Below are 20,820 nucleotides of genomic sequence, written 5' to 3'. Positions count from 1 at the left end.
TATGTCTGCGTTAATTGTTCTTCAAGGGATCACTCGCCGCTATGGGGAAGGTGAAAACCAAGTTACGGTCTTAAAAAACGTTTCACTGCAAATTAATGCAGGTGAGATGGTGGCGATTATTGGCGCTTCGGGGTCAGGGAAATCTACACTCATGAATATTATTGGGTGCTTAGATAAACCAACAGAAGGGAATTATTGTATTGATGGCCAAAGCGTCGCAACGTTAGATAACGACCAATTGGCAGAACTGCGCCGTGAACATTTTGGTTTTATTTTTCAACGTTACCATTTATTAAACCATTTAAGTGCGGAACAAAATGTTGAGGTGCCTGCGGTATATGCAGGGGCCGGTAAAAACCACCGTCGCGAGCGAGCTGCTCAACTATTGCAGCGTTTAGGGCTCGGAGAGCGGGTTGATTACCGCCCAAGCCAGTTGTCTGGTGGGCAACAACAGCGCGTGAGTATTGCCCGGGCTCTAATGAATGGTGGGCAGATAATTCTAGCAGATGAGCCAACAGGAGCACTGGATAGCCATTCGGGAGAAGAGGTCATGAATATTTTAAAAGACCTTTGTGCCCAAGGACATACCGTAATTATTGTCACGCATGACCCTGAAATAGCTCAGCAAGCGGAACGTATCGTAGAAATTAAAGATGGCGAGATCTTGAATGACTCGGGTAGCAAAGCCACGACACGAACAAATTCATTACCAAAAGCCCCGGCAAGAAAACTTACATTAAACCAAATGTATGGTCGGTTTAGCGAAGCTTTGTTAATGGCTTGGCGTGCCATGGTTGTCAATAAAATGCGCACATTACTGACGATGCTTGGGATTATCATTGGTATTGCGTCGGTGGTATCAATAATGGTGATCGGTGATGCGGCGCAAGGTATGGTCCTTAATGATATTAAATCGATCGGAACCAATACCATTTCTATCTATCCAGGGAAAGATTTCGGTAGTGACGATGCGGAAAATAGGCAATCATTGAAATCTTCGGACATTGACGCGATTGCTAAGCAGCCTTATGTCCACGCTGTCTCTGGGGAATTGAATAGCTCAACTCGGTTAAGAAAAGGCAATTTAGATGCATCAGCTCAACTTTTAGGTGTTGGGCGTGAGTATTTTAATGTTTATGCTTCGAAGTTTTCAGAAGGAATGGGGTTTACTCAAGATATGGCGGACAGGCGAGCCCAAGTGGTGGTGATTGATGCCAATACCAAACGCCGGTTTTTCCCTAAACAAGAACATATTATTGGCGAAACTTTGCTCATTGGTAATATGCCTGCAACGGTTATCGGTGTGCTTGAAGAGAAAAAATCTGCTTTTGGCTCTAATAAGTCATTATCCATTTGGTTACCAGATACCACGGTAAATAGTAAAGTGCTTAATCGACCCTATTACGACAGTATTACTGTACGGGTTAAAGACGGTTATGACGCTAAAACTGCGGAGCAGCAACTGATCCGTTTACTGACATTACGCCACGGTAAACAAGATATTTTCACCTATAACCTCGATACCTTTATTAAAACGGCAGAGAAAACAACCCAAACAATGCAGTTATTTCTCACACTAGTGGCCGTTATTTCATTAGTGGTCGGAGGAATTGGTGTGATGAATATTATGTTAGTTTCCGTTACTGAAAGAACGCGAGAAATTGGTATTCGAATGGCAGTAGGTGCTAGAACTAGCGATGTGATGCAGCAATTTCTCATCGAAGCCGTGCTGGTATGTTTGATGGGAGGGCTAATGGGGATTGGACTATCGTACGGGATTAGCTTATTGGCTCAAATGGCGTTACCGGGCTGGACATTTTCTTTTGATCCTGTGGCGTTAGTCAGTGCCTTTGTTTGTTCAACGGCCATTGGTATTATTTTTGGTTTTTTACCTGCTCGAAATGCGGCTCGCTTGAACCCAATTGATGCGTTGGCGAGGGAATAAATTGTACATATAAAGTACTCCATGCACATTTATCAAAATAGTGCATGGAGTATTATTTATATATTATTTCAGTACTTTAAGTAATGCTTGCATATATCCCATCGCATAGGCCATACCTGCGTGCCATGGGGCACCACATGACATTTGTGGCGTATGGTCAGGGATTAATACACCGGTATAATTATTTTCTTTTAATATTGTTAATACCTTCAACATATCAATATCGCCTTCATCAATGAAGGTTTCATGATAGTGTGGCACTTTACCTTTGACGTTCCTAAAATGGACGTATGCCATCGCATCTTGACTTGCATAGTGTTGCACGGCTTCGTAAACGTTACCCTCAGACATTTCAGCGATGGTTCCAAGACAAAACTCTAGCGCATTTGATTTGCTTGGTTTTATATCTAATAATTTTTGATATAAGTGGGGTTGATTGACGAGCCTTGGCTGGCCTCTGACAAACTCTAGTGGAGGATCATCTGGGTGAGCAGCTAGGCGAACGCCTGCTTCTTCAGCGACAGGGATAATATGGTTTAAGAACCAAGTTAACCTTTCCCAGAGTTGCTCTGTTGTTGTTTCAGGGCGGTAACCATCACTATGGTTATTGATTTTCATATTCCATGCCATATTATCTGGCATTGGCTCTAGAATGTCTTCGTTGATGCCAGATAAACCAACAGTTTGAGCTCCTCCTCGTGCTTTATTTTCGATAACTCGTCCTGCGACTCCTGCCAAACTGAAATTATATCCAAAGACAGGAATGCCTGCTTTCCCTACATTTCTAATAATGTTTTTGACGACTTCAAGCTGTTCTAATTTTTTAGGGCCGTCGAACAAAATATCATCCCAATGGCAAGGGTCAAAATTTTCAATTGCATAAAATGTTAAGCCAAACTTTTGCATCTGATCACGGATTTTTACTAACTCATCTACAGTCCAGACGTCTCCAATAGCTGTTCCCCAGCCATCATTATCACCGATTGGCTGGTCACTGCGTGAAAATCGTTCATTACTGTTAAAGTAGTCGACCATATGAACAACGATATGAGTTGCTCCACATTGTTTTGCAAAAGCATAATGTTCATCATTAAGCATATGTCGATATAAACCAAATCCTAGTTTCATAATTATTAACCTTTTAATTTGAAAGTTTCTTAGTTAGTGAGATTTAGTGGTTTTACATATAATGCGACACTGATTGCGCCAACAATACCTATTCCTCCTGCCACAAAAAATGCGATGCTATACATTCCAGACCATTCAATGATATAACCTGTAATTATTGGGCCTAAAATACCGGCGATATTTGCCATTGCGTGCACAAATCCACCAACTGCACCAATATTATTTTTTGCAACGGTATCTTGTAGGATTGCCCAATAGGTTGTAGCAGATAAATATAAGAAGAATATTCCGAATGCCATGAGTGCTACAGCACTTTCAACACTAGTTACATTACCGACAAGAAAGACAAGGATTGCAGATATTCCTAGACAACTAACCAATACAATTTTTCTAGAGAATAATGGTCTATTTGTTTTCTTTAAAACAAAGTCACAAAGTATCCCACCTAAAGCCATTCCAATAGCACCTAATAGCCAAGGTATAATACTCACTATACTCATATCTTTTATACTGAGATTTTGAACGTTAGATAAGTAACTTGGAAACCATGATAGAAAGAAAAACAAAATGTAATTTAGACTAAAGAATGCAAGCGTTGTTGCTAATATAGTCGGGCTCTTTATATAAAAAGATAATGGTTTCGAAATCGTACTTGTATTTTTTGATTCTACATTATTATCGTCAGATAAAATATATTCTAATTCCTCTTTAGATATTTTCTTATGTTGTTCTGGCTTGTCTTTAGCAATTTTTAACCATCCAAGTAGCCATATAAAACCTATTGCAGCCAGTATAAAGAATGCAACTCGCCAACCAGTTGTAATTATTAATATTCCCATTATAGGGCCTGCAATAGCGCCGCCTATCGGGTTACCTGCAGTTGCTACACCTATAGCAGTGGCAACTTCTTTTTTAGGGAACCAGTTATTAACCATTTTATTGAGTGTTGCTGCAAAGGGGCCTTCAGCTGCACCAAATAAAGTACGGATAATAAGCATAGAAATAAAACCAATTGTTACCCCGATCATGCCGCAAAAGATAGACCAAAGAGCCATACTTACGGCAAAAACTTTTTTAGGACCATATTTATCTGATGCATATCCACCAATGAAATTAAATAAAGCATACCCAATAGAAAAACTACTGAAAAGTATGCCCATTTCACTTGGTGTTAAGTTTAAATCTTTAGAAAATACAGGGGCTGCGATAGCAAATGCAGAGCGATCCATATAGTTTATCATCCCTCCAAGAGAAATGAATAAAACTAAATTCCATCTTATTTTTTTAAACATAAATCACCTTTGATATAATGATATGTTTATTATTTAATTTAATAAGACATATCTATTTTTATGTTTATCACATGACACCAAATTTATTATATGCTTCTACAGCACCCATTCCATTTGCTATTTCTTTTTGTACTTTATTCTCCATTTTTTGTTTTTCAAATGCATTCTCAATAACGTAAGACTCTACACTTTTAGGAATAATTAATACGCCTTCTTCATCAGCAACAATTAAATCACCTGGTTCAATTAAAATATTATTAATTTTGATTGGAACTCGATAGTCTAATACTTTCCCTCTTATTTTTTGATCCTGTGCATAGCTACCTAATGAAAATACAGGGAAATCAAGTTCTAGTATTTCTCTTTTATCTCTCGAATAGCCGTAAATAATAGCGCCCGCAGCGTTAAGTTTTTTAGCTCTTGTCGTCATTAATCCACCCCACAGGGCGTAGTTATGCGAGGAACCTGAAGCGATATAAACTTCACCTTCTTTTAAATTATCTAATGCTTCAAACATAATTCCGAAATCTTGATTTCCTAATGGTCCATTAGATGTAACATCAGGTGGCAACATATAGTCCGCTTCTAGTACAGGCATTGCTCGACCTACAATCTTCATATCCTCAGTCAACGGTTTGAGGATAGGAGGCAAAAACTGATGGTGTAATCCAATTTCATCTAGGATATCGCCTAAAAGAGCTACGGGTAATTCTTTCTTAATCTTATTAAACAAATCATTATCTTTATTCATCTTATATTCCTATATTCACGATCCTAATCTTCCTGTTGGGCTGTCAACCTGTCATACAGGCTAGCAGTCTAGCCTTAATATTAAAAGAGGGTTAATATAGGAATTGTGATATGACTCTAGTTTTATTATTGCTTCAATCACAGGAAGATTATTTTTTTGATTTTAAATCAAATGGATATTGCTAATTTTGGGGGTTAGATTGCATCCTTTAATTGAAAAACAAACACTTTCAGAACAAGTTAGAAGCTATGTTCTATCTTTAATTTCTCAATCAAATCTAAATCCAGGTGATGAAATACCGAGTGAAAAAGAGATTATTGAACGTTTAGGGGTTAGCAGGGGCGTGGTTCGCGAGGCTTTTCAGAGTCTTTCTATATTAGGTATTTTAGATATCAGTAGCGGTAAAAAACCGAAAATACAAAGGCTTAACTCAAATCCATTAGAAACTATTTTTAATCATGCTATTGTGACTCAACAAGTTAATTACCAGCAAATTTTAGGCCTTCGACGTGCGATTGAAGTTGATTCTGCAGTATTGGCAGCTATGCATGGAAATAAAAATGATTATATCAAGTTAAGACAAATTGCAGATAAAATGCAGAAATCCCTTCTAATTTCTAATGACTGGGATTTATTCATCGAGAGTGATATTGATTTTCACTTAACATTAGCTGAAATGTCGCAAAATCCTCTGTATGCATTGATGTTAAAAGCATTAAGAGGCGCATTAGGAGGCTCTATTTCAGCCGGTTTATTGAACCAAAACAATCAAGATGAACATAAAAAAATTATTGATATTCATTTTGATATTTTAGAATCAATTGAAAAGCAAGATTTTGTGGAGACTGGGTTAAAAATGGATACTCACTTTAAATTAACCATGGACAGTTTTTAGAACAGCCACCCATAATAATTTTTCTCAGTGAGATGTTTGAGTGGCGAAGGATAAACTAAATTCCTTCGCTCTATTTTTTGTGTTACTCAGTTTTGCGAACAACGATAAATGTATATGCATGTATCGTAATAAATTTAGGTTAAATTCAGTCCCATTTTTTGGAACTGAGTTCCTCAATTAAATTCTGCTAATTAAATGCGTTATTTTTAACTCCTTAATTTTCTAATAATATTTTTTTTAATCTATATATTCCCTCGTTTCTTAAAATATTTCATAATAAAAAACTGTCTGAAAAGATAAATTCTGCTTGCGAATTGGTATCGATCATAGATATGATTTGCCCTGTAGAATAAATGAAACCCGGTTCCATATAATGGAACTTATAATAAAGCCAGTAAAAAACTAAGCAAAGACAACCACACAGCAGGTGCGATATGGCGAATAAAGCAGGTGAAGATTATTCTTTGGCTCGAGTACCCCAAAGTGCTCGTAGGCCGTTCTATGAAGTGTTAATTCTACGAATTGGTGCGCTAGCTTGTGTTTCTCAAGTGATGTTAGGTGCGGCTCTTGGTTATGGGTTAACTTTTTGGCAGGCGTTTTGGGCAACAATGCTTGGCTCTGTAATTTTACAGGTTGTCAGCTGGGGGCTTGGAGCAGCTGCATGCCGTGAAGGAATGTCGATTAGCCTACTGTCTCGGTGGGCGGGTTTTGGTAAGTTAGGCTCAGCTCTTATTGGTGGCGCGATTGCCATCTCCTTAATGGGCTGGTTTGGCGTGCAAAATGGTTTCTTTGCGGATGGTATGTATAAAGCGACTAATGTGCTAACACCAGGGACTTGGTCACTTATTACAGGTATTGCGGTGACGGTTATAACAGTATATGGGTATCGATTTTTATCTATTACTGCCAATATCTCAACACCGCTATTTTTATTTGCGTTAGGCTGGGCGACATATAATTTATTATCAGGTCAAGATATTGGTACGCTTATCAATGACACTGAACCCGCCGGGCCATTAATGACTATGCCTGCGGCCATCACAATGGTTGCTGGTGGTTTTATTATTGCAGCAGTAACAACACCTGATATCAGCCGCTTTATGAAAGGGCCTAAAGATGTATTTTGGATGACGCTCATCGGCACATTTTTCGGTGAGCTACTGGTCAATATGATAGCGGTACTGATGGCGCTGTCATTACGTACAAGCCAAGTATTTGATTTAATGATGGCGCTGACAGGCCTATTAGGTGCATCGATTGTTATCTTCTCAACAATAAAAATGAATGATATCAATCTGTATTCATCATCGTTAGGTTTTTCAACACTGTTAAATGCCATATTTAATAAGCATTTTGACCGCCGTTATTTAACGTGGGTGATTGGTATTTTTGGGACTATCGCTTCAATGTTAGGGATCTTAGATAACTTTATTGGTTTCTTAATTTACTTAGGAATAGCCATTCCGCCTGTCGCAGGGATCATGGTTGTTGACTATTATTTGTTGAAGCGTGACCGCAAAGAGCTAGATATCACTCGAGAACAAGGCATATTACCACCCAGCTGTGAAGCATATAACCCAGTAACACTTGTGGTATGGGTGATCGCAGTACTGGTTGGGTGGGGGACATCAGAATTAGGTCCGCTGCACGCTGACTATGGCATTCCTGCGCTTAACTCTTTAATTACTGGTGCTGTCGCTTATTGGATCGGAATGCGCTGGCAGGCGAAAGCGAAAGGTGTTGAAACGGTACACTTTCGCAAAGTGTCTCATTTAGATTAAGGATTAAACCATGTCAGGTACAAAAGTTAAAGTTGCTCTGGCTCAGTTTGATTCAGAACTTGGCAATAAAACTAATAACTTACAACGTATGGCACAATTGTGCCAACAAGCCGCGGATTCAGGAGCAAAATTGATTTGTTTCCCTGAACTGGCGACAACGGGTTACCGTGGTGACTTATTGACTACCAAGCTGTGGGATTTAAGCGATTCCATCGGAAGTGAAACTTATACGCTATTTAGCGAACTTGCTACTCGTTTAAATATCACTATTGTTAGCGGTTTTGTTGAACGCGGTGAATATTTAGGTGATATCTATAACTCTGTCGGTGTTTGGAACCCGGGGTGTGATGGTATTAGTGGCGTTTTTCGTAAAGTTCATGCCTTTGGTATAGAGAAACAGTGGTTTGGACGAGGTGATAGTTTTCCGGTGTTTGAAACCCCCATTGGTAAAATCGGTGTCATGATTTGTTATGACATGGGGTTTCCTGAAGTCGCACGAATTTTAACATTACAAGGCGCGGAATTATTATTAGCGCCTTCAGCTTGGTGCGTTCAAGACCGAGATGTCTGGGATATTAACAGCGCCTGTCGAGCATTAGAAAATGGAACTCACTTACTTGCGGTGAACCGTTGGGGCCATGAAGAAGATCTGCATTTATTTGGTGGTAGCAAGGTTTTAGGTCCTCGCGGCCAAGTACTTTGTGAAGCGGGCTGTGAAGGTGAGGAGCTATTAATTGGTGAGGTTGATTTTTTAAACCAAGCCCATACACGCTTAAATGTGCCTTATCTAAGAGACAGAAAGCCACAAAGTTATAGTGTATTAACCCAAGGTTCAGGGTCATGAGTATTTTATCTAGCGTTGTTGATGTTTACCAACTGTTCCTGCGTTCAGGGAACGAACTGACTGTGACAACGTTAGTTAATGAGTTAGGTATGCCTAAAAGTTCAGCCTCCCGTCTTTTAAAGCAAATGGCTGAACTCGGATTGCTTGAAAAGAAAAACAATGCACCGATATATCGACCGGGTTTGTTGATTATGGAATTAGCGCATCGGGCTAGAGGGATGAATCCATTAATCGATATGATGCTTGAAGCACTTGATGAACTTGCGAAAGATAGCGGGTTTACCAGTTATGTATCAGCACTTGATGATGATATGGTTCGTGTCGTTCATGCGCGCTTTGGCAATAGCATGTTACAAGTGATCACTCAGCCGGGTACGCGGTTGCCCATACTGGGGACTTCAACGGGACGTGCGTTATTAGCAAGGTTACCGCTAAATGAGCGGTCAAAAATCATCGGCCGCGAACTAAAAGAAGAGCAAGAGCAGGCTAAATTAGTTGAGCGTTTGGACATAGTGGCTGAGCGTGGCTGGGAATTTTCGATGGATGAATCTGTTGCTGGCGTCGCGTCAATATCAAGTACAGTTTTCGACCCAGCGCAAAATACGTTATATGCCCTGTGCTTAAGTTTACCTGCAACACAAATGAATGATGAGGTTATGGCACAGTTATCCATGAGTCTTTGCCATAAAGCTGCTTATCTTGGTTGTATGGTGGGTGACCCGTATTGGTTACAAAAAAGCATAAATAAGTCATGAGTTTATTTTGTTCATAAAAGTAAACAGTAGTAAGAAGTAGGTAGTAGTAGTAAGTAGTAAATTATAAATATTTATATTGTTAGTATTTTAAGTGCGTGAATACGCCTTCATCAGGAAAAATGAGATCTCAATTACGTGAGGTTTCATCTAGAGCGAAATGAGGTTAACTCGTTATTTTAGGCGAGTTAACCTCAAAGTAGCTCTTCACTCCCATAAAAAAAATTAAAGGAAGTACAATGAGTCTAAAACAAACTCTTTGCGTATATGAGCTAATCGATTGCGCTAGTGTTAAAGGTGAAGACATTGTTGCATTGTTCCAAGATTTCTCACACATTGAAGTTATGTCTAAAACGGTTAAGGATCACAAAGGACAAAGCGATTTTGTTCGCATTCTTATTCCTGGAACACAAGGTAAATCACAGCATAAAGATGCGCCAACACTGGGGATCATCGGGCGTTTAGGTGGAATAGGTGCTAGGCCTTCTCGAATCGGTGTTGTGTCTGATGCAGATGGCGCAATTGCCGCACTTGCAGCAGCGCTTAAACTGGCACAAATGCATGAGAAGGGCGACCGATTACTCGGCGATGTCGTGATCACAACCCATATTTGCCCAAATGCACCAACACGTCCACATACACCTGTTGATTTCATGGACTCCCCCCTTGAAGATGCCACGATGAATCAACATGAGGCGATCCCAGAAGCGGATGCTATTTTGTCCGTAGATACCACAAAGGGAAATCGCTTACTCAATCATAAAGGGTATGCACTGTCTCCTACAGTAAAAAATGGTTGTATTTTACCCGTATCAGAGGATTTAATTCGTTTGATGGAGTGGAGTAGTGGCCAAAAAGCGGTGACATTCCCACTATCAATTCAAGACATCACGCCATATGGCAATGGCCTACATCATATCAACAGTATATTGCAACCTGCGGTATCAACATCTGCTCCAGTGGTTGGTGTCGCTATTTGCTCAGAGACTGTGGTGCCAGGTTGCTCTACAGGAGCTAGCCATGAGGTTGATATTGCGGCTACAGTAAAATTTATGATAGAAGTTGCGAAAGAGTTTACAGCGAATCAGTGTGCATTTTATGATGTTGAACAATATGCATTATTAACTGAACTGTATGGTGATATGTGTCATCTGCAAACAGCGGGTAATCATACTTAGTCATTTCAGAGAATAGCCACAGTTAATTATTAGCCTCATCAATGTAATTGAAATAATTAACTGTGCTCTATTGAGTAAAAGCTTAGCTCGATTCGCTGTTATTAGCGGAATTGTCTTCAGCTTCAATAGGGATGATAAGCTCAGCGTGGTTGCCTTTTGGCCCAATGGTTAAACTGAACTGAACTTTCTGGCCCGCTTTTAGTGTCCTGTAACCGTCCATTTGGATACAGGAATAATGTGCAAAAATATCTTCTCCGCCATCAGCTGGGCAAATAAAGCCAAAGCCTTTTGCGTTATTGAACCACTTAACGATACCTGTCTCCATATTTCATCCTTCAAATTTACCAATATTTGCGTTTAGAGCTATGTATAAAAAACATACACCGAATAAGTATAAATACCGTGTTATTTGTTTACAAAATATACTGTAATAAATTGCCTTCTAAGGTCAAGAGGTGAGGCTCAGGAATTAGTGGAAAGTGTTCAGAATTCGCTAATCAATCGCGCTCATTTTTTGTAATATTTGATATGGTTCACAGATTGCTAACCATGGAAGCAAAGATGATTCCCATGCTACACTGTCATTTAATGCAATATAAACAAAAAATATCATAGTGACTAAATGGTATAGTTTTATGACGTTATCAATATGATTGATAGAAATCGTTGATAATAAAGACTATGCTTAAATTGAAGTTAAACACTGAGCAAGCAAGTAATGAGTGATTTTCTGGGCACATTTAAAACTGACGTCATTTTTAAAGATGAAATAGATCAAACCTTACAGCCACCATCGATGTATAAGGTGCTATTAAATAATGACGATTATACTCCGATGGATTTTGTTGTCGAAGTGTTACAAAAATACTTTTCTTTTGATGAAGAACGCGCTACACAGATAATGTTAGATGTCCATATTCAAGGAAAGGGAGTTTGTGGAATTTTTACTGCAGAGGTTGCTGAAACTAAGGCGGCACAAGTCAATACTTTTGCTCGTGAACATGAGTACCCTTTGCTTTGCACTATAGAGAAAGTCTAATTTGGCTTAATATCAATTTTGGGAGGTGCTTATGCTCAATCAAGAACTGGAGCTTAGTTTAAACGTAGCTTTTACGAAAGCGAAAGACAGTCGCCATGAGTTTATGACTGTAGAGCACCTATTGCTAGCGTTACTGAGTAATATCTCTGCTCGCGAAGCTTTAGATGCTTGTAAGGTTGATCTTGTTGCATTACGTCAAGAACTTGAACACTTCATCGCGCAAACTACACCTTTGTTACCCGAAAATGATAGCAGAGACACCCAGCCTACGTTGAGTTTTCAGCGTGTATTACAGCGTGCTGTTTTTCATGTGCAATCATCTGGGCGCAACGAAGTCAGTGGTGCAAATGTATTAGTGGCGATTTTTAGTGAGCAAGAGTCCCAAGCTGCGTACTTATTACGTAAGCATGATGTTAGCCGCTTAGATGTGGTTAATTATATTTCTCATGGCACGATAAAAGGCGAAGAGTCGTCATCAGAACAAGATATCTCTTCTAATAGCGTGCAGAATGAAGAGCAGCCGGTCTCAGAAGACCATATGGACAACTTTACGAGCAACCTGAACCAACAGGCCAAGAAAGGGAATATCGACCCACTGGTAGGGCGTCAGGCCGAATTAGAGCGTACTATTCAAGTATTGTGTCGCCGTCGTAAAAATAACCCATTATTAGTTGGCGAGTCTGGTGTCGGTAAAACCGCTATTGCTGAAGGGCTAGCGTGGCGTATTGAGCAAGATGATGTACCTGACGTCATGAAAGGTTGCACAATTTATTCATTAGATATTGGTTCATTACTGGCAGGAACCAAATACCGTGGTGACTTTGAGAAACGCTTCAAAGCATTACTGAAAATGTTGGAAAAAGATCCAAAAAGTATTTTATTTATTGATGAAATACACACGATTATCGGTGCAGGAGCAGCATCTGGTGGGCAAGTTGACGCGGCTAACTTAATTAAGCCGTTGCTATCAAGTGGCCGAATTCGTGTTATTGGTTCTACAACATACCAAGAATTTGGCAGTATTTTTGAGAAAGACAGAGCTTTGGCGCGTCGCTTCCAGAAAATTGATATTGTAGAGCCAACTCCAGAAGAAACAATTCGCATCATAAATGGGTTAAAACCTAAATATGAAGCGCATCATGATGTTCGTTATACCGCAAAAGCAATTCAAGCCGCGGTGGATTTATCTATTAAATATATCACTGATAGGCATTTGCCAGATAAAGCCATCGACGTGATTGATGAAGCAGGGGCGCGAACGCGACTGGTTGCACCAAGTAAACGTAAAAAAACCATTGGTGTACCTGAAATTGAAACTGTCGTGGCACGCATTGCCCGCATCCCTGAAAAAACCGTTTCCTCCAGTGATAAAGACAAACTCAAGACACTTGATTCACGTTTGAAAATGTTAGTTTTTGGGCAAGATAAAGCGATAAATTCGTTGTCTGAAGCAATCAAAATGAATCGCGCAGGCTTAGGGCTAGAAAATAAACCAGTGGGCTCTTTCTTATTTGCTGGGCCGACGGGGGTGGGTAAAACGGAAGTCACGGTCCAGTTAGCTAAAGCACTGGATATTAAACTATTACGTTTTGATATGTCTGAGTATATGGAACGCCATACTGTTAGCCGTTTAATTGGTGCTCCTCCTGGCTATGTTGGCTTTGATCAAGGTGGCTTACTGACGGATGCAGTTATTAAACATCCGCACTCAGTGGTATTGCTAGATGAAATCGAAAAAGCCCATCCTGATGTGTTTAATATCCTCTTACAGGTCATGGACCATGGTACTTTAACGGATAACAACGGTCGTAAGGCTGATTTCCGTAATGTTGTAGTGGTAATGACAACCAACGCAGGGGTACAAGAAACTCAGCGTCGTTCTATTGGTTTTGCAGAGCAAGATAATAGCACTGATGCGATGTCTGAGATCAAAAAGGCGTTCTCACCAGAGTTTCGCAACCGCCTTGATGGTATCATTTGGTTTAACTCATTAACTCCAGAAATTATTACGCAGGTCGTTGATAAATTTATAGTGGAATTACAAGTTCAACTTGATGAGAAGGGCGTCTCAATTGAAGTCAGCGCTGCGGCTCGCCGTTGGTTATGTGAAAAAGGCTATGATAAAGCGATGGGTGCCCGACCTATGGCTCGCACCATTCAGGACAACCTGAAAAAACCATTAGCAAACGAGCTGCTATTTGGTTCATTAACGAATGGTGGCTCTGTAAGTATCGGGCTTGATGAAAAAAGTAACACACTGACATACAGCTTCAGTAGCGTGCACAAGGCCTCTCCGGAGGATGCGGTATTCTGACGAATAGACCACAGGTGTATTAATGCACCTGTGGTTGTCAGGCCTTGCCTGAAGAGAATATCAACGGCTACGGAAAATGATTCGGCCTTTGCTCAGGTCATAAGGTGTTAACTCTACAGTTACCTTGTCGCCTGTCAGGATGCGGATATAGTTTTTACGCATTTTTCCAGAAATATGAGCAGTCACCACGTGACCGTTTTCCAGTTCAACACGGAACATTGTGTTTGGCAGGGTATCTAACACAGTGCCCTGCATTTCAATATTGTCTTCTTTGGCCATCTAATCCTCTAAGTTTAATAACCTGATTTTTAACGGGCAAGATAATGCCCAAAAACCCACACTAAGTAAAGAAATGTCGCATTTTAACGCGATCTTTATTTTTACATGAGGGTATAAATTTACTATAAAACCAAAATTCGTTACTCGAAAATTGGCGGTATTTCAATCGATTGCGGTAACCAGCAGGCGGGGTCAATCGCTTTGTCACGCCACCGGTAAAGAATATGTAAAAAATCCCTACGGGATATCTCTTTTGCGCCCATTGAGGCAGTATGGTGGTTAAGTACCTGACAATCAAAAAGCTGCCCATTATAGCGCAAAAAATGAAAATAGAATGTAATAAAAGCAAATTTGGATGCATCATTCATTCTGCTAAACATGGATTCCCCACAAAATAGGTGCCCCATGTTCACGCCATACAGGCCTCCAACGAGTTTACCGCCATACCAAGCTTCAATGGAATGCGCCATCCCCGCTTGGTGTAATGCCAAATAACCTGCTTGCACTTCGGGTAAAATCCAAGTGCCCTCTTGGCGTATAGAGCAAGCTGCAATAACTTGCTCGAAAGCATGGTTAATAGTAATGCGATAAGTCTGCTTTTTTAATACTTTTTTCATTGACCGGCTAATATGTAATTCACCAACCATGAGTACGGCTCTAGGGTCTGGAGACCACCATAAAGGCATCTCTCCAAGATTAAACCAAGGAAAGATACCATCATAATAGGCAGCTTGCAGCCTTTTTGATGAAAGATCTCCACCAATCGCTAATAAGCCATTGGGTTCCCGCATCGCTTCAGACACGGGAGGAAACAAATAGGAGTCATCATCTAATTGGTACATATACGCCTCAGAGCGGTTGCTGTGCCCAGTGGCGCTGGCGGAACTGGTAATATTGGCCTTGCATACTCAACAGCGCTTGATGGGTACCTTGTTCGATGATTTTACCATTATCTATCACACAAATGTTATCCATTTCCTCTAAGCCTTGCATACGGTGAGTAATGACAATTAATGTCTTATCAGCACATTTTTCCTTGAGCAGCGCTAAAATCTGCTGTTCAGTATGCGCATCAAGCCCTTCCGTTGGCTCATCCATAAGAATTAATGGTGTGTTATGTAACAACGCACGGGCAATGCCTAAGCGGCGTTGTTCCCCGCCAGAAAGTTGTCTACCGCCTTCACCCATCCACGCATTAAGCTTTAATTCGTTTTCTAATAAATTACCTAAGCCAACTTGCTGTAATACTTCGCTTAATTGGATATCAGAGGCTTGCTCATTGGCGAGCAATAGATTATTGCGCAATGTATCACTAAAGACATGAACCCGTTGTGGCACAACAGACATCATATTGCGTAACGATTTTTCGCTAAATTCGTTAATAGGCGTGCCATTTAAGTAGATGGTTCCGCTATCAACATCCCAAGCACGGGTTAATAACTGCAGAAGAGTGGATTTACCACAACCTGTTTTGCCTAATAAAGCAAGGTGTTGGCCTTTATTTAACGTTAAAGACACATTGTGAAGAACAGCAAATGGCTGTTCTGGATAGGTAAATGAAATATTATCGACAGTCAGATTTTCTAATGTTGTGATTGAAGGGCTTTCACTTGGGAAAGTGACCTCTGGTTTCGCGGTCATTAATTGGGAAACGCGAGTAGCAGATGCAATCACTTGACCCATATGTTGGAAGGCAACAGCAACAGGGCCTAATGCTTCGAAAGCCGCTAGCGCACAGAACACAAATAAAGCAATCAGTGCTCCCGGTTTTGTGTCGCCCCCTACATGGTCGGCAGCCATCCAAAGAAGTAGTGTTGCTGTAACACCAGAGGCAAATAAAATAATGGCTTGAGATAACCCAGTGAGGGCCGCTTGCTGTTGTTGACGCACTTGCCACTTATTTTCGATATTAAGCAAGTTTTGGCGAAAACGTTCAGTGGCACCAAATAATGTTAACTCAGCTTGCCCTTGCAGTGCTGAGGTTAAAATAGTGCGATAACTTCCACGTAATTCGGTTAGCTCACGGCCAATGGGCTTTCCTGCACGATAAAATATAAATGGCATCGTAAATAACAAGAACAACATGATGCCACCCAGTGTCCAAGCAAGACGAGGGTCGAGATAACTTAAACCAAAAATAAGGACAAAGGTAACAAAAAAGGCTGTAATGATCGGCGATAATACACGCAAATAGAGGTGATCTAGGGTCTCTACGTCAGCGACCAGACGATTGAGTAACTCCCCTTGGCGAAAACGGCTGATCCCCCCCGGCGAAAGGGGCAATACTTTACTAAAAGCAAAAACTCGTAAATGAGCAAGTACCTTAAAGGTCGCATCGTGGCTAACTAAGCGTTCTCCATAACGGCCTGCGGTACGAAAAATTGCAGCACCACGGACACCTGCAGCGGGTAACATGTAATTAAAATAATAAAGACCCGGAAACCCCGCAATTGCGGTTCCAGCTAAAAACCAACCGGAAAGGGTAAGTAAACCAATACTCGCCAGCAAGGTCACAATTGCTAATATGATGCCTAACGTAATTAAAAACCAATGGCGGCGGTAAAGGGCTAAGAAAGGTAATAGAATTTTCATTATCAAAGCTCCTCACTGCGATGGGCAAGTAACTGGGCAAAAGCGCCTTCTGACTGACTCAATTGTGTGTAATTACCTTGCTGAATGATTTGCCCATTATCCATTACCCAAATTTGGTCGTAATCCAGGGTTTCTTCCAGTAAATGGGTGACTAAGAGGGTCGTTTGCTGGCTTGATAGCTGGTTAAGTGTCTGCATGACACGTTGCTCACTGTGGGAGTCTAGGCTTGCAGCGGGCTCATCTAAAAGTAGCATACGAGAGGGTTTCAACAGGGTCCGAGCAACGGCAACTCGCTGAGCTTGGCCGACCGAAAGACGGGCAGCATAGTCACCGAGTTTGGTATTTAGGCCGTCAGGTAAATGAGCTAAGAATTCGGAAACATAGGCATTATCAATAGCCTGTTTAATTTCTGCTTCTGTAGCATTTGGCTTGCCTAAACAGATATTTTCAATCAATGTTTGCTCTGGAAGGTGGGGGTTTTGCCCAACCCAACCCAGCAATTCACGCCATTTATCAGGGCATAATTCGCGAAGTTCAACGCCATTTATGGTGATGGAGCCGCGATAAGGTAGAAAGCCTAACAATAAATTCAGTAATGAGCTTTTCCCTGCACCACTTTGACCGACAATAGCAATACGTTGTTGTGGTTCAATATTGAAATCTAATGGCCCTGCAAGGCGCACGCCATCATGGGATAAAATTTCTAATTGTTTAGCTTGAATATAGATAGCTTCATTGCTCAGTGTTTGGGTGCCTTGTTGAGCTTTTTGTTCCCCCTCACTGTTTAATAGCGTTTCGAGTGTTTCAGCGGCACCAACAGCTTGTGCTTTAGCGTGGTAGTATGTGCCAAGGTCACGTAATGGTTGGAAAAACTCTGGAGAAAGTATCAAAGCAAGGAAGCCAGCAAACAGTGTGACAGGTAAACCATAGCTACCAAAGTTCATTTCACCAAGGTAGGAAAATCCAAAATAGACGGCAACAACAGCAATCGAAATCGACGCAAAAAACTCAAGTACGCCTGAAGACAGAAATGCCATTCTGAGTACTTCCATCGTTCTGGAACGAAAATCCTCTGTTGACTCGCGAATTTGCTTAATTTCTGCTTTCTCACGAAAAAATAACCGTAAGGTATCTAGGCCTCGTAACCTATCAAGAAAACTGCCACTTAAACGGCCTAATGCAATAAAATTACGACGGTTAGCGTCTGCCGCACCTAAGCCAACTAATGCCATAAAAATCGGGATCAGCGGGGCAGTGACAAATAAAATGAGGGCGGCTGCCCAGTTAAATGGGAAAATAGCAATCAGGATCATAATGGGGATGATCCCAGCTAAATACATTTGTGGAAGATAGCGTGAATAGTAATCTTGCATGTCTTCAATTTGTTCAAGAATAATCGTAGCCCAACTCCCCGCAGGCTTACCTTTAACCCACACAGGTCCAAGTTCTTGAAGTTTATCGAGTACCATGGTGCGTATTTCTTGGCGCACCACTTGGCCACAACGAAAGCCAACACGTTCTCGTATATAAGTGACAATTGCGCGTAAGACGAAAACGCAGATCAAAAGCATAAAAGGGGTTAATAGCTGTTCTCGAGGAACGTTATCCATAATCAATGCTTGTAAGATAACAGCTAAGAACCAGGCCTGAGCAATAATCAGTAATCCGCTCAAAATGCCTAGTAACATAGAGATCCGCAACCAGCGCTTGGCAGGGGCACTGTGTTGTTTTAACCAACGTACCAATTCAGTCTGTCTTGATTTATCCATAATGATTTAGTTAGCAGGTGTAGTTTTAATGTCATTGAGTATAGTTAGGAAATACCAACCTAACGTTGCTTTTACCATGCGTTATATTGCAGCTGGGCTGTTTTAAACCGCATGAGAACGATAACTTTTTGATCGGGTCACGCAATGGGTGATTATAAGAAAATCTGCGTTTTTGATCTTACCCATAAATTCGAGTATTAGGCTACATCATAACAGCTTCACCACCATATGTTGCATAATAAAAGTGGGTTATTTAAAGTGATTTGTGTTTTGTTATCAAATTGTTTTGTAAAGGTAAATTTAATATTTCAGTAGAGCTTGAGATGTAATAATATTGGGATGTTACTGTATTTTTACGTAATGAAAAGGCGGCTTAACAAAGAAATGTTAAGCCGCCTGCATTTTTAATTAGAATTAAGAAGAGGGGTCTATCATTAACCATTCTTTAGGTTTCAATTTAAAGTTTCCTTTCAATAAATTATCCCAAGCCTGATCTTTTTCTTTTATGGTATCAAATGAGTGAGTTTGCGTATCCATTAACTCCCAGCTTTGTTCCGTTTGTTGCCATATATGGCAATCAATATTAGAGCCACTTGGGTAGGAATAGCACATAACCACATCATCTTGATTGTTTTGGTTAATATCGGCCATAAAGCCAACACATGGGTATGGGTCGTATTGTGAAGTACAATACCATGCACTGCTAAGGTTTTCCCCGAGGTCGAACCAACTATCGGGTATTGTAGGGCTATTTTGAGCTTGAATTAAAACTGACTTTAGCGGTTTTCGCTGTTCTTCTTCATAAGGGCTAGTTTGGAATAGCTTTTGATATTCAGGGTTCTTATTGAGTTGTTCAAAAGCCTGTAGTCCTTTTTCACCTAATTGTTTTAAGTCATAAGCAAGGGAGCTATTGACTTTAATTTTGCCATTTTCAATACCTGCAAGAATACTGTTCAGTGTGATGCGTTTAAAATCAGCTATTGGGCTGTTAATAACTAATATAATGGCAATCAGAGATAAAATTCCTGCTTTATTGATAGACCCCAGATAGGACATCCAAGCTGATTTTTTATAGATAATGGCAATGCTATAAGCAAAAACCAGTGCAAATAGGAATAAGGCAATAGTAAAGGCATACAGGCGTTCAATACTCCAACTATACTGGTTTACTCGCACCAAAATGCCATAAAGAGAAAGCACTGAGAATGCATTGAGTAGAATAATGCTAATTAAAACAAAACCATTTAGGCCTGCACGGAATTGATATTGCGTTGTGCCATCGCCATACACAAAATTAATAAAAATGAGGTTTAAAATTAAAAACCATAGCATCACTGCGGAGCCTAAACCCGCAGAGGTTAAACCTGAAAAATGAGAAACAACGAAACCACCCAAGAAAATAACGGCAACAATATTTAAAAGAGGTAAGAAAAAACGAGCAATAAAGCTAACAAAATTACTGAGTTGTACATTCAATGTTGCGCGTAAAAAAGCTAAACTTACGTTGAAGCCAAGTGCAAAGCTCACCCAATAGATAACGTCGTTATCAAGAGCTTCACTCAAAAAAGTTAGGTTAACAATACCAAATAGAAAACTGGCTATTTTTACGATTAAAGTGAGTAACCCACCTATTGCAGAAGCTAGAACACCTAAAAAGGTATTTTTAATATATAGCCCCATCAAGCAACCGTAGTCGATTTTCCATGTTCTTGTGGTTTGCCACGATTGCATCCAAGGAAGCATAAAAAAGAGTAGAACAGTTAGGGTTATAAAGGCGAAGAATGGGTCTGCATCTGTCGGATTTTGAAAGTCTTGGGAATGCCAGTAATTGAGCCAGAAAATTAACCCAATAATGACAGCAATGTTGAGATAGAAAATAGCGGATTTTGCATTGGTAATTAGGTAACTTATTGCTGAAGGAACAAAAATGGCGAGCAAAATAGGTAGATACAGAGTGGTGGCGCTAAGTTGGCTTTCTAGACGGGTAGAGTAATCAGTCGTGGCTGTGATGACGATGCCTTGAATTACGGCAAGTATGACAATAATAAAATAAGAATAACCGCGAATGACATCACGTTCTGATTGTTGCCCCATACCTACACCTTATATTAATTAATGTTATGTAAAAACAGTATAGGCAGTATTAAAAAAGTACAATATAAACTTGGTCTTAAAAATATATGTAAAACTAATAGTTAAGATGGTTAACATAGGTAATAAAAAAGGCTTCAATTGAGGAAAAATTGAAGCCTATCTAAATC

The 20,820-nt window shown here is 40.3% G+C and carries 17 protein-coding genes; 8 read left to right on the top strand and 9 right to left on the bottom strand.

What is annotated here, in order from left to right; all coding sequences use genetic code 11:
* The first annotated feature begins 1 nt into the window (after position 1).
* On the top strand, positions 2 to 1,945 hold the full coding sequence (gene macB / locus PSF67_RS10665) for a macrolide ABC transporter ATP-binding protein/permease MacB (protein WP_272676888.1): 1,944 nt from the start codon (positions 2 to 4) through the stop codon (positions 1,943 to 1,945).
* A 63-nt stretch (positions 1,946 to 2,008) separates the two neighbouring features.
* On the opposite strand, the gene PSF67_RS10660 is transcribed toward macB, so the two are convergent.
* From PSF67_RS10660 to PSF67_RS10650, 3 genes are all read right to left on the bottom strand, one after another.
* The gene (locus PSF67_RS10660; RefSeq protein WP_195698390.1) at positions 2,009 to 3,073 is read right to left on the bottom strand and encodes a mannonate dehydratase; all 1,065 of its coding nucleotides are present in this window, start codon (positions 3,071 to 3,073) and stop codon (positions 2,009 to 2,011) included.
* Between the two features lie 29 nt (positions 3,074 to 3,102).
* Entirely contained in the window at positions 3,103 to 4,365 is a 1,263-nt protein-coding gene (locus PSF67_RS10655; protein ID WP_166266502.1) for an MFS transporter, read from the bottom strand.
* Between the two features lie 67 nt (positions 4,366 to 4,432).
* Positions 4,433 to 5,116, bottom strand: a complete 684-nt coding sequence (locus PSF67_RS10650; RefSeq protein WP_239979190.1) for an RraA family protein — start codon at positions 5,114 to 5,116, stop codon at positions 4,433 to 4,435.
* A 199-nt stretch (positions 5,117 to 5,315) separates the two neighbouring features.
* Here PSF67_RS10650 and PSF67_RS10645 point away from each other — a divergent pair, with 199 nt between their 5' ends.
* The 5 genes from PSF67_RS10645 (at position 5,316) to PSF67_RS10625 (ending at position 10,566) form a co-directional block, all read left to right on the top strand.
* Positions 5,316 to 6,011 carry a FadR/GntR family transcriptional regulator gene (locus tag PSF67_RS10645; protein ID WP_166266506.1) on the top strand — a complete coding sequence of 232 codons (696 nt, stop codon included), beginning with the start codon at positions 5,316 to 5,318 and terminating at the stop codon, positions 6,009 to 6,011.
* Between the two features lie 434 nt (positions 6,012 to 6,445).
* A complete protein-coding gene (locus PSF67_RS10640; RefSeq protein WP_102138442.1) occupies positions 6,446 to 7,792 on the top strand; it encodes a purine-cytosine permease family protein in 1,347 nt (448 codons plus the stop codon).
* A 10-nt stretch (positions 7,793 to 7,802) separates the two neighbouring features.
* The gene (locus PSF67_RS10635) at positions 7,803 to 8,636 is read left to right on the top strand and encodes a nitrilase-related carbon-nitrogen hydrolase (RefSeq protein ID WP_102138443.1); all 834 of its coding nucleotides are present in this window, start codon (positions 7,803 to 7,805) and stop codon (positions 8,634 to 8,636) included.
* Entirely contained in the window at positions 8,633 to 9,391 is a 759-nt protein-coding gene (locus PSF67_RS10630; protein ID WP_102138444.1) for an IclR family transcriptional regulator, read from the top strand. The genes PSF67_RS10635 and PSF67_RS10630 overlap by 4 nt, the downstream gene beginning before the upstream one ends.
* 236 nt (positions 9,392 to 9,627) lie before the next feature.
* Positions 9,628 to 10,566 (top strand): DUF1177 domain-containing protein, encoded by a 939-nt coding sequence (locus tag PSF67_RS10625; protein WP_272676887.1) that lies wholly within the window; start codon positions 9,628 to 9,630, stop codon positions 10,564 to 10,566.
* Between the two features lie 82 nt (positions 10,567 to 10,648).
* On the opposite strand, the gene cspD is transcribed toward PSF67_RS10625, so the two are convergent.
* Positions 10,649 to 10,891 (bottom strand): cold shock domain-containing protein CspD, encoded by a 243-nt coding sequence (gene cspD / locus PSF67_RS10620; RefSeq protein WP_102138446.1) that lies wholly within the window; start codon positions 10,889 to 10,891, stop codon positions 10,649 to 10,651.
* Positions 10,892 to 11,284: 393 nt separating this feature from the next.
* Here cspD and clpS point away from each other — a divergent pair, with 393 nt between their 5' ends.
* Both clpS and clpA read left to right on the top strand, forming a co-directional pair.
* Positions 11,285 to 11,605 carry an ATP-dependent Clp protease adapter ClpS gene (gene clpS, locus PSF67_RS10615; RefSeq protein WP_102138447.1) on the top strand — a complete coding sequence of 107 codons (321 nt, stop codon included), beginning with the start codon at positions 11,285 to 11,287 and terminating at the stop codon, positions 11,603 to 11,605.
* Positions 11,606 to 11,636: 31 nt separating this feature from the next.
* Positions 11,637 to 13,919 (top strand): ATP-dependent Clp protease ATP-binding subunit ClpA, encoded by a 2,283-nt coding sequence (gene clpA, locus PSF67_RS10610; RefSeq protein WP_102138448.1) that lies wholly within the window; start codon positions 11,637 to 11,639, stop codon positions 13,917 to 13,919.
* Between the two features lie 60 nt (positions 13,920 to 13,979).
* On the opposite strand, the gene infA is transcribed toward clpA, so the two are convergent.
* From infA to PSF67_RS10585, 5 genes are all read right to left on the bottom strand, one after another.
* Entirely contained in the window at positions 13,980 to 14,198 is a 219-nt protein-coding gene (infA, locus tag PSF67_RS10605) for a translation initiation factor IF-1 (protein WP_004244560.1), read from the bottom strand.
* Positions 14,199 to 14,338: 140 nt separating this feature from the next.
* Positions 14,339 to 15,040: a leucyl/phenylalanyl-tRNA--protein transferase gene (aat, locus tag PSF67_RS10600; protein ID WP_272676886.1), complete on the bottom strand. Its 702-nt coding sequence runs from the start codon at positions 15,038 to 15,040 to the stop codon at positions 14,339 to 14,341.
* Positions 15,041 to 15,047: 7 nt separating this feature from the next.
* Positions 15,048 to 16,790: a heme ABC transporter ATP-binding protein/permease CydC gene (gene cydC / locus PSF67_RS10595; protein WP_272676885.1), complete on the bottom strand. Its 1,743-nt coding sequence runs from the start codon at positions 16,788 to 16,790 to the stop codon at positions 15,048 to 15,050.
* Positions 16,791 to 16,792: 2 nt separating this feature from the next.
* Positions 16,793 to 18,559 (bottom strand): heme ABC transporter permease/ATP-binding protein CydD, encoded by a 1,767-nt coding sequence (gene cydD, locus PSF67_RS10590; RefSeq protein WP_272676884.1) that lies wholly within the window; start codon positions 18,557 to 18,559, stop codon positions 16,793 to 16,795.
* 414 nt (positions 18,560 to 18,973) lie between these two features.
* Positions 18,974 to 20,653, bottom strand: a complete 1,680-nt coding sequence (locus PSF67_RS10585; protein WP_166266516.1) for a DUF7057 domain-containing protein — start codon at positions 20,651 to 20,653, stop codon at positions 18,974 to 18,976.
* Between the last annotated feature and the right edge of the window lie 167 nt (positions 20,654 to 20,820).

Origin of the sequence: Providencia sp. PROV076, assembly GCF_028483405.1 — a bacterium.
Classification (GTDB): domain Bacteria; phylum Pseudomonadota; class Gammaproteobacteria; order Enterobacterales; family Enterobacteriaceae; genus Providencia; species Providencia huaxiensis.
The sequence above is the reverse complement of the archived record's forward strand: the minus strand, read 5'-3'. Positions and strand labels throughout refer to the sequence as shown.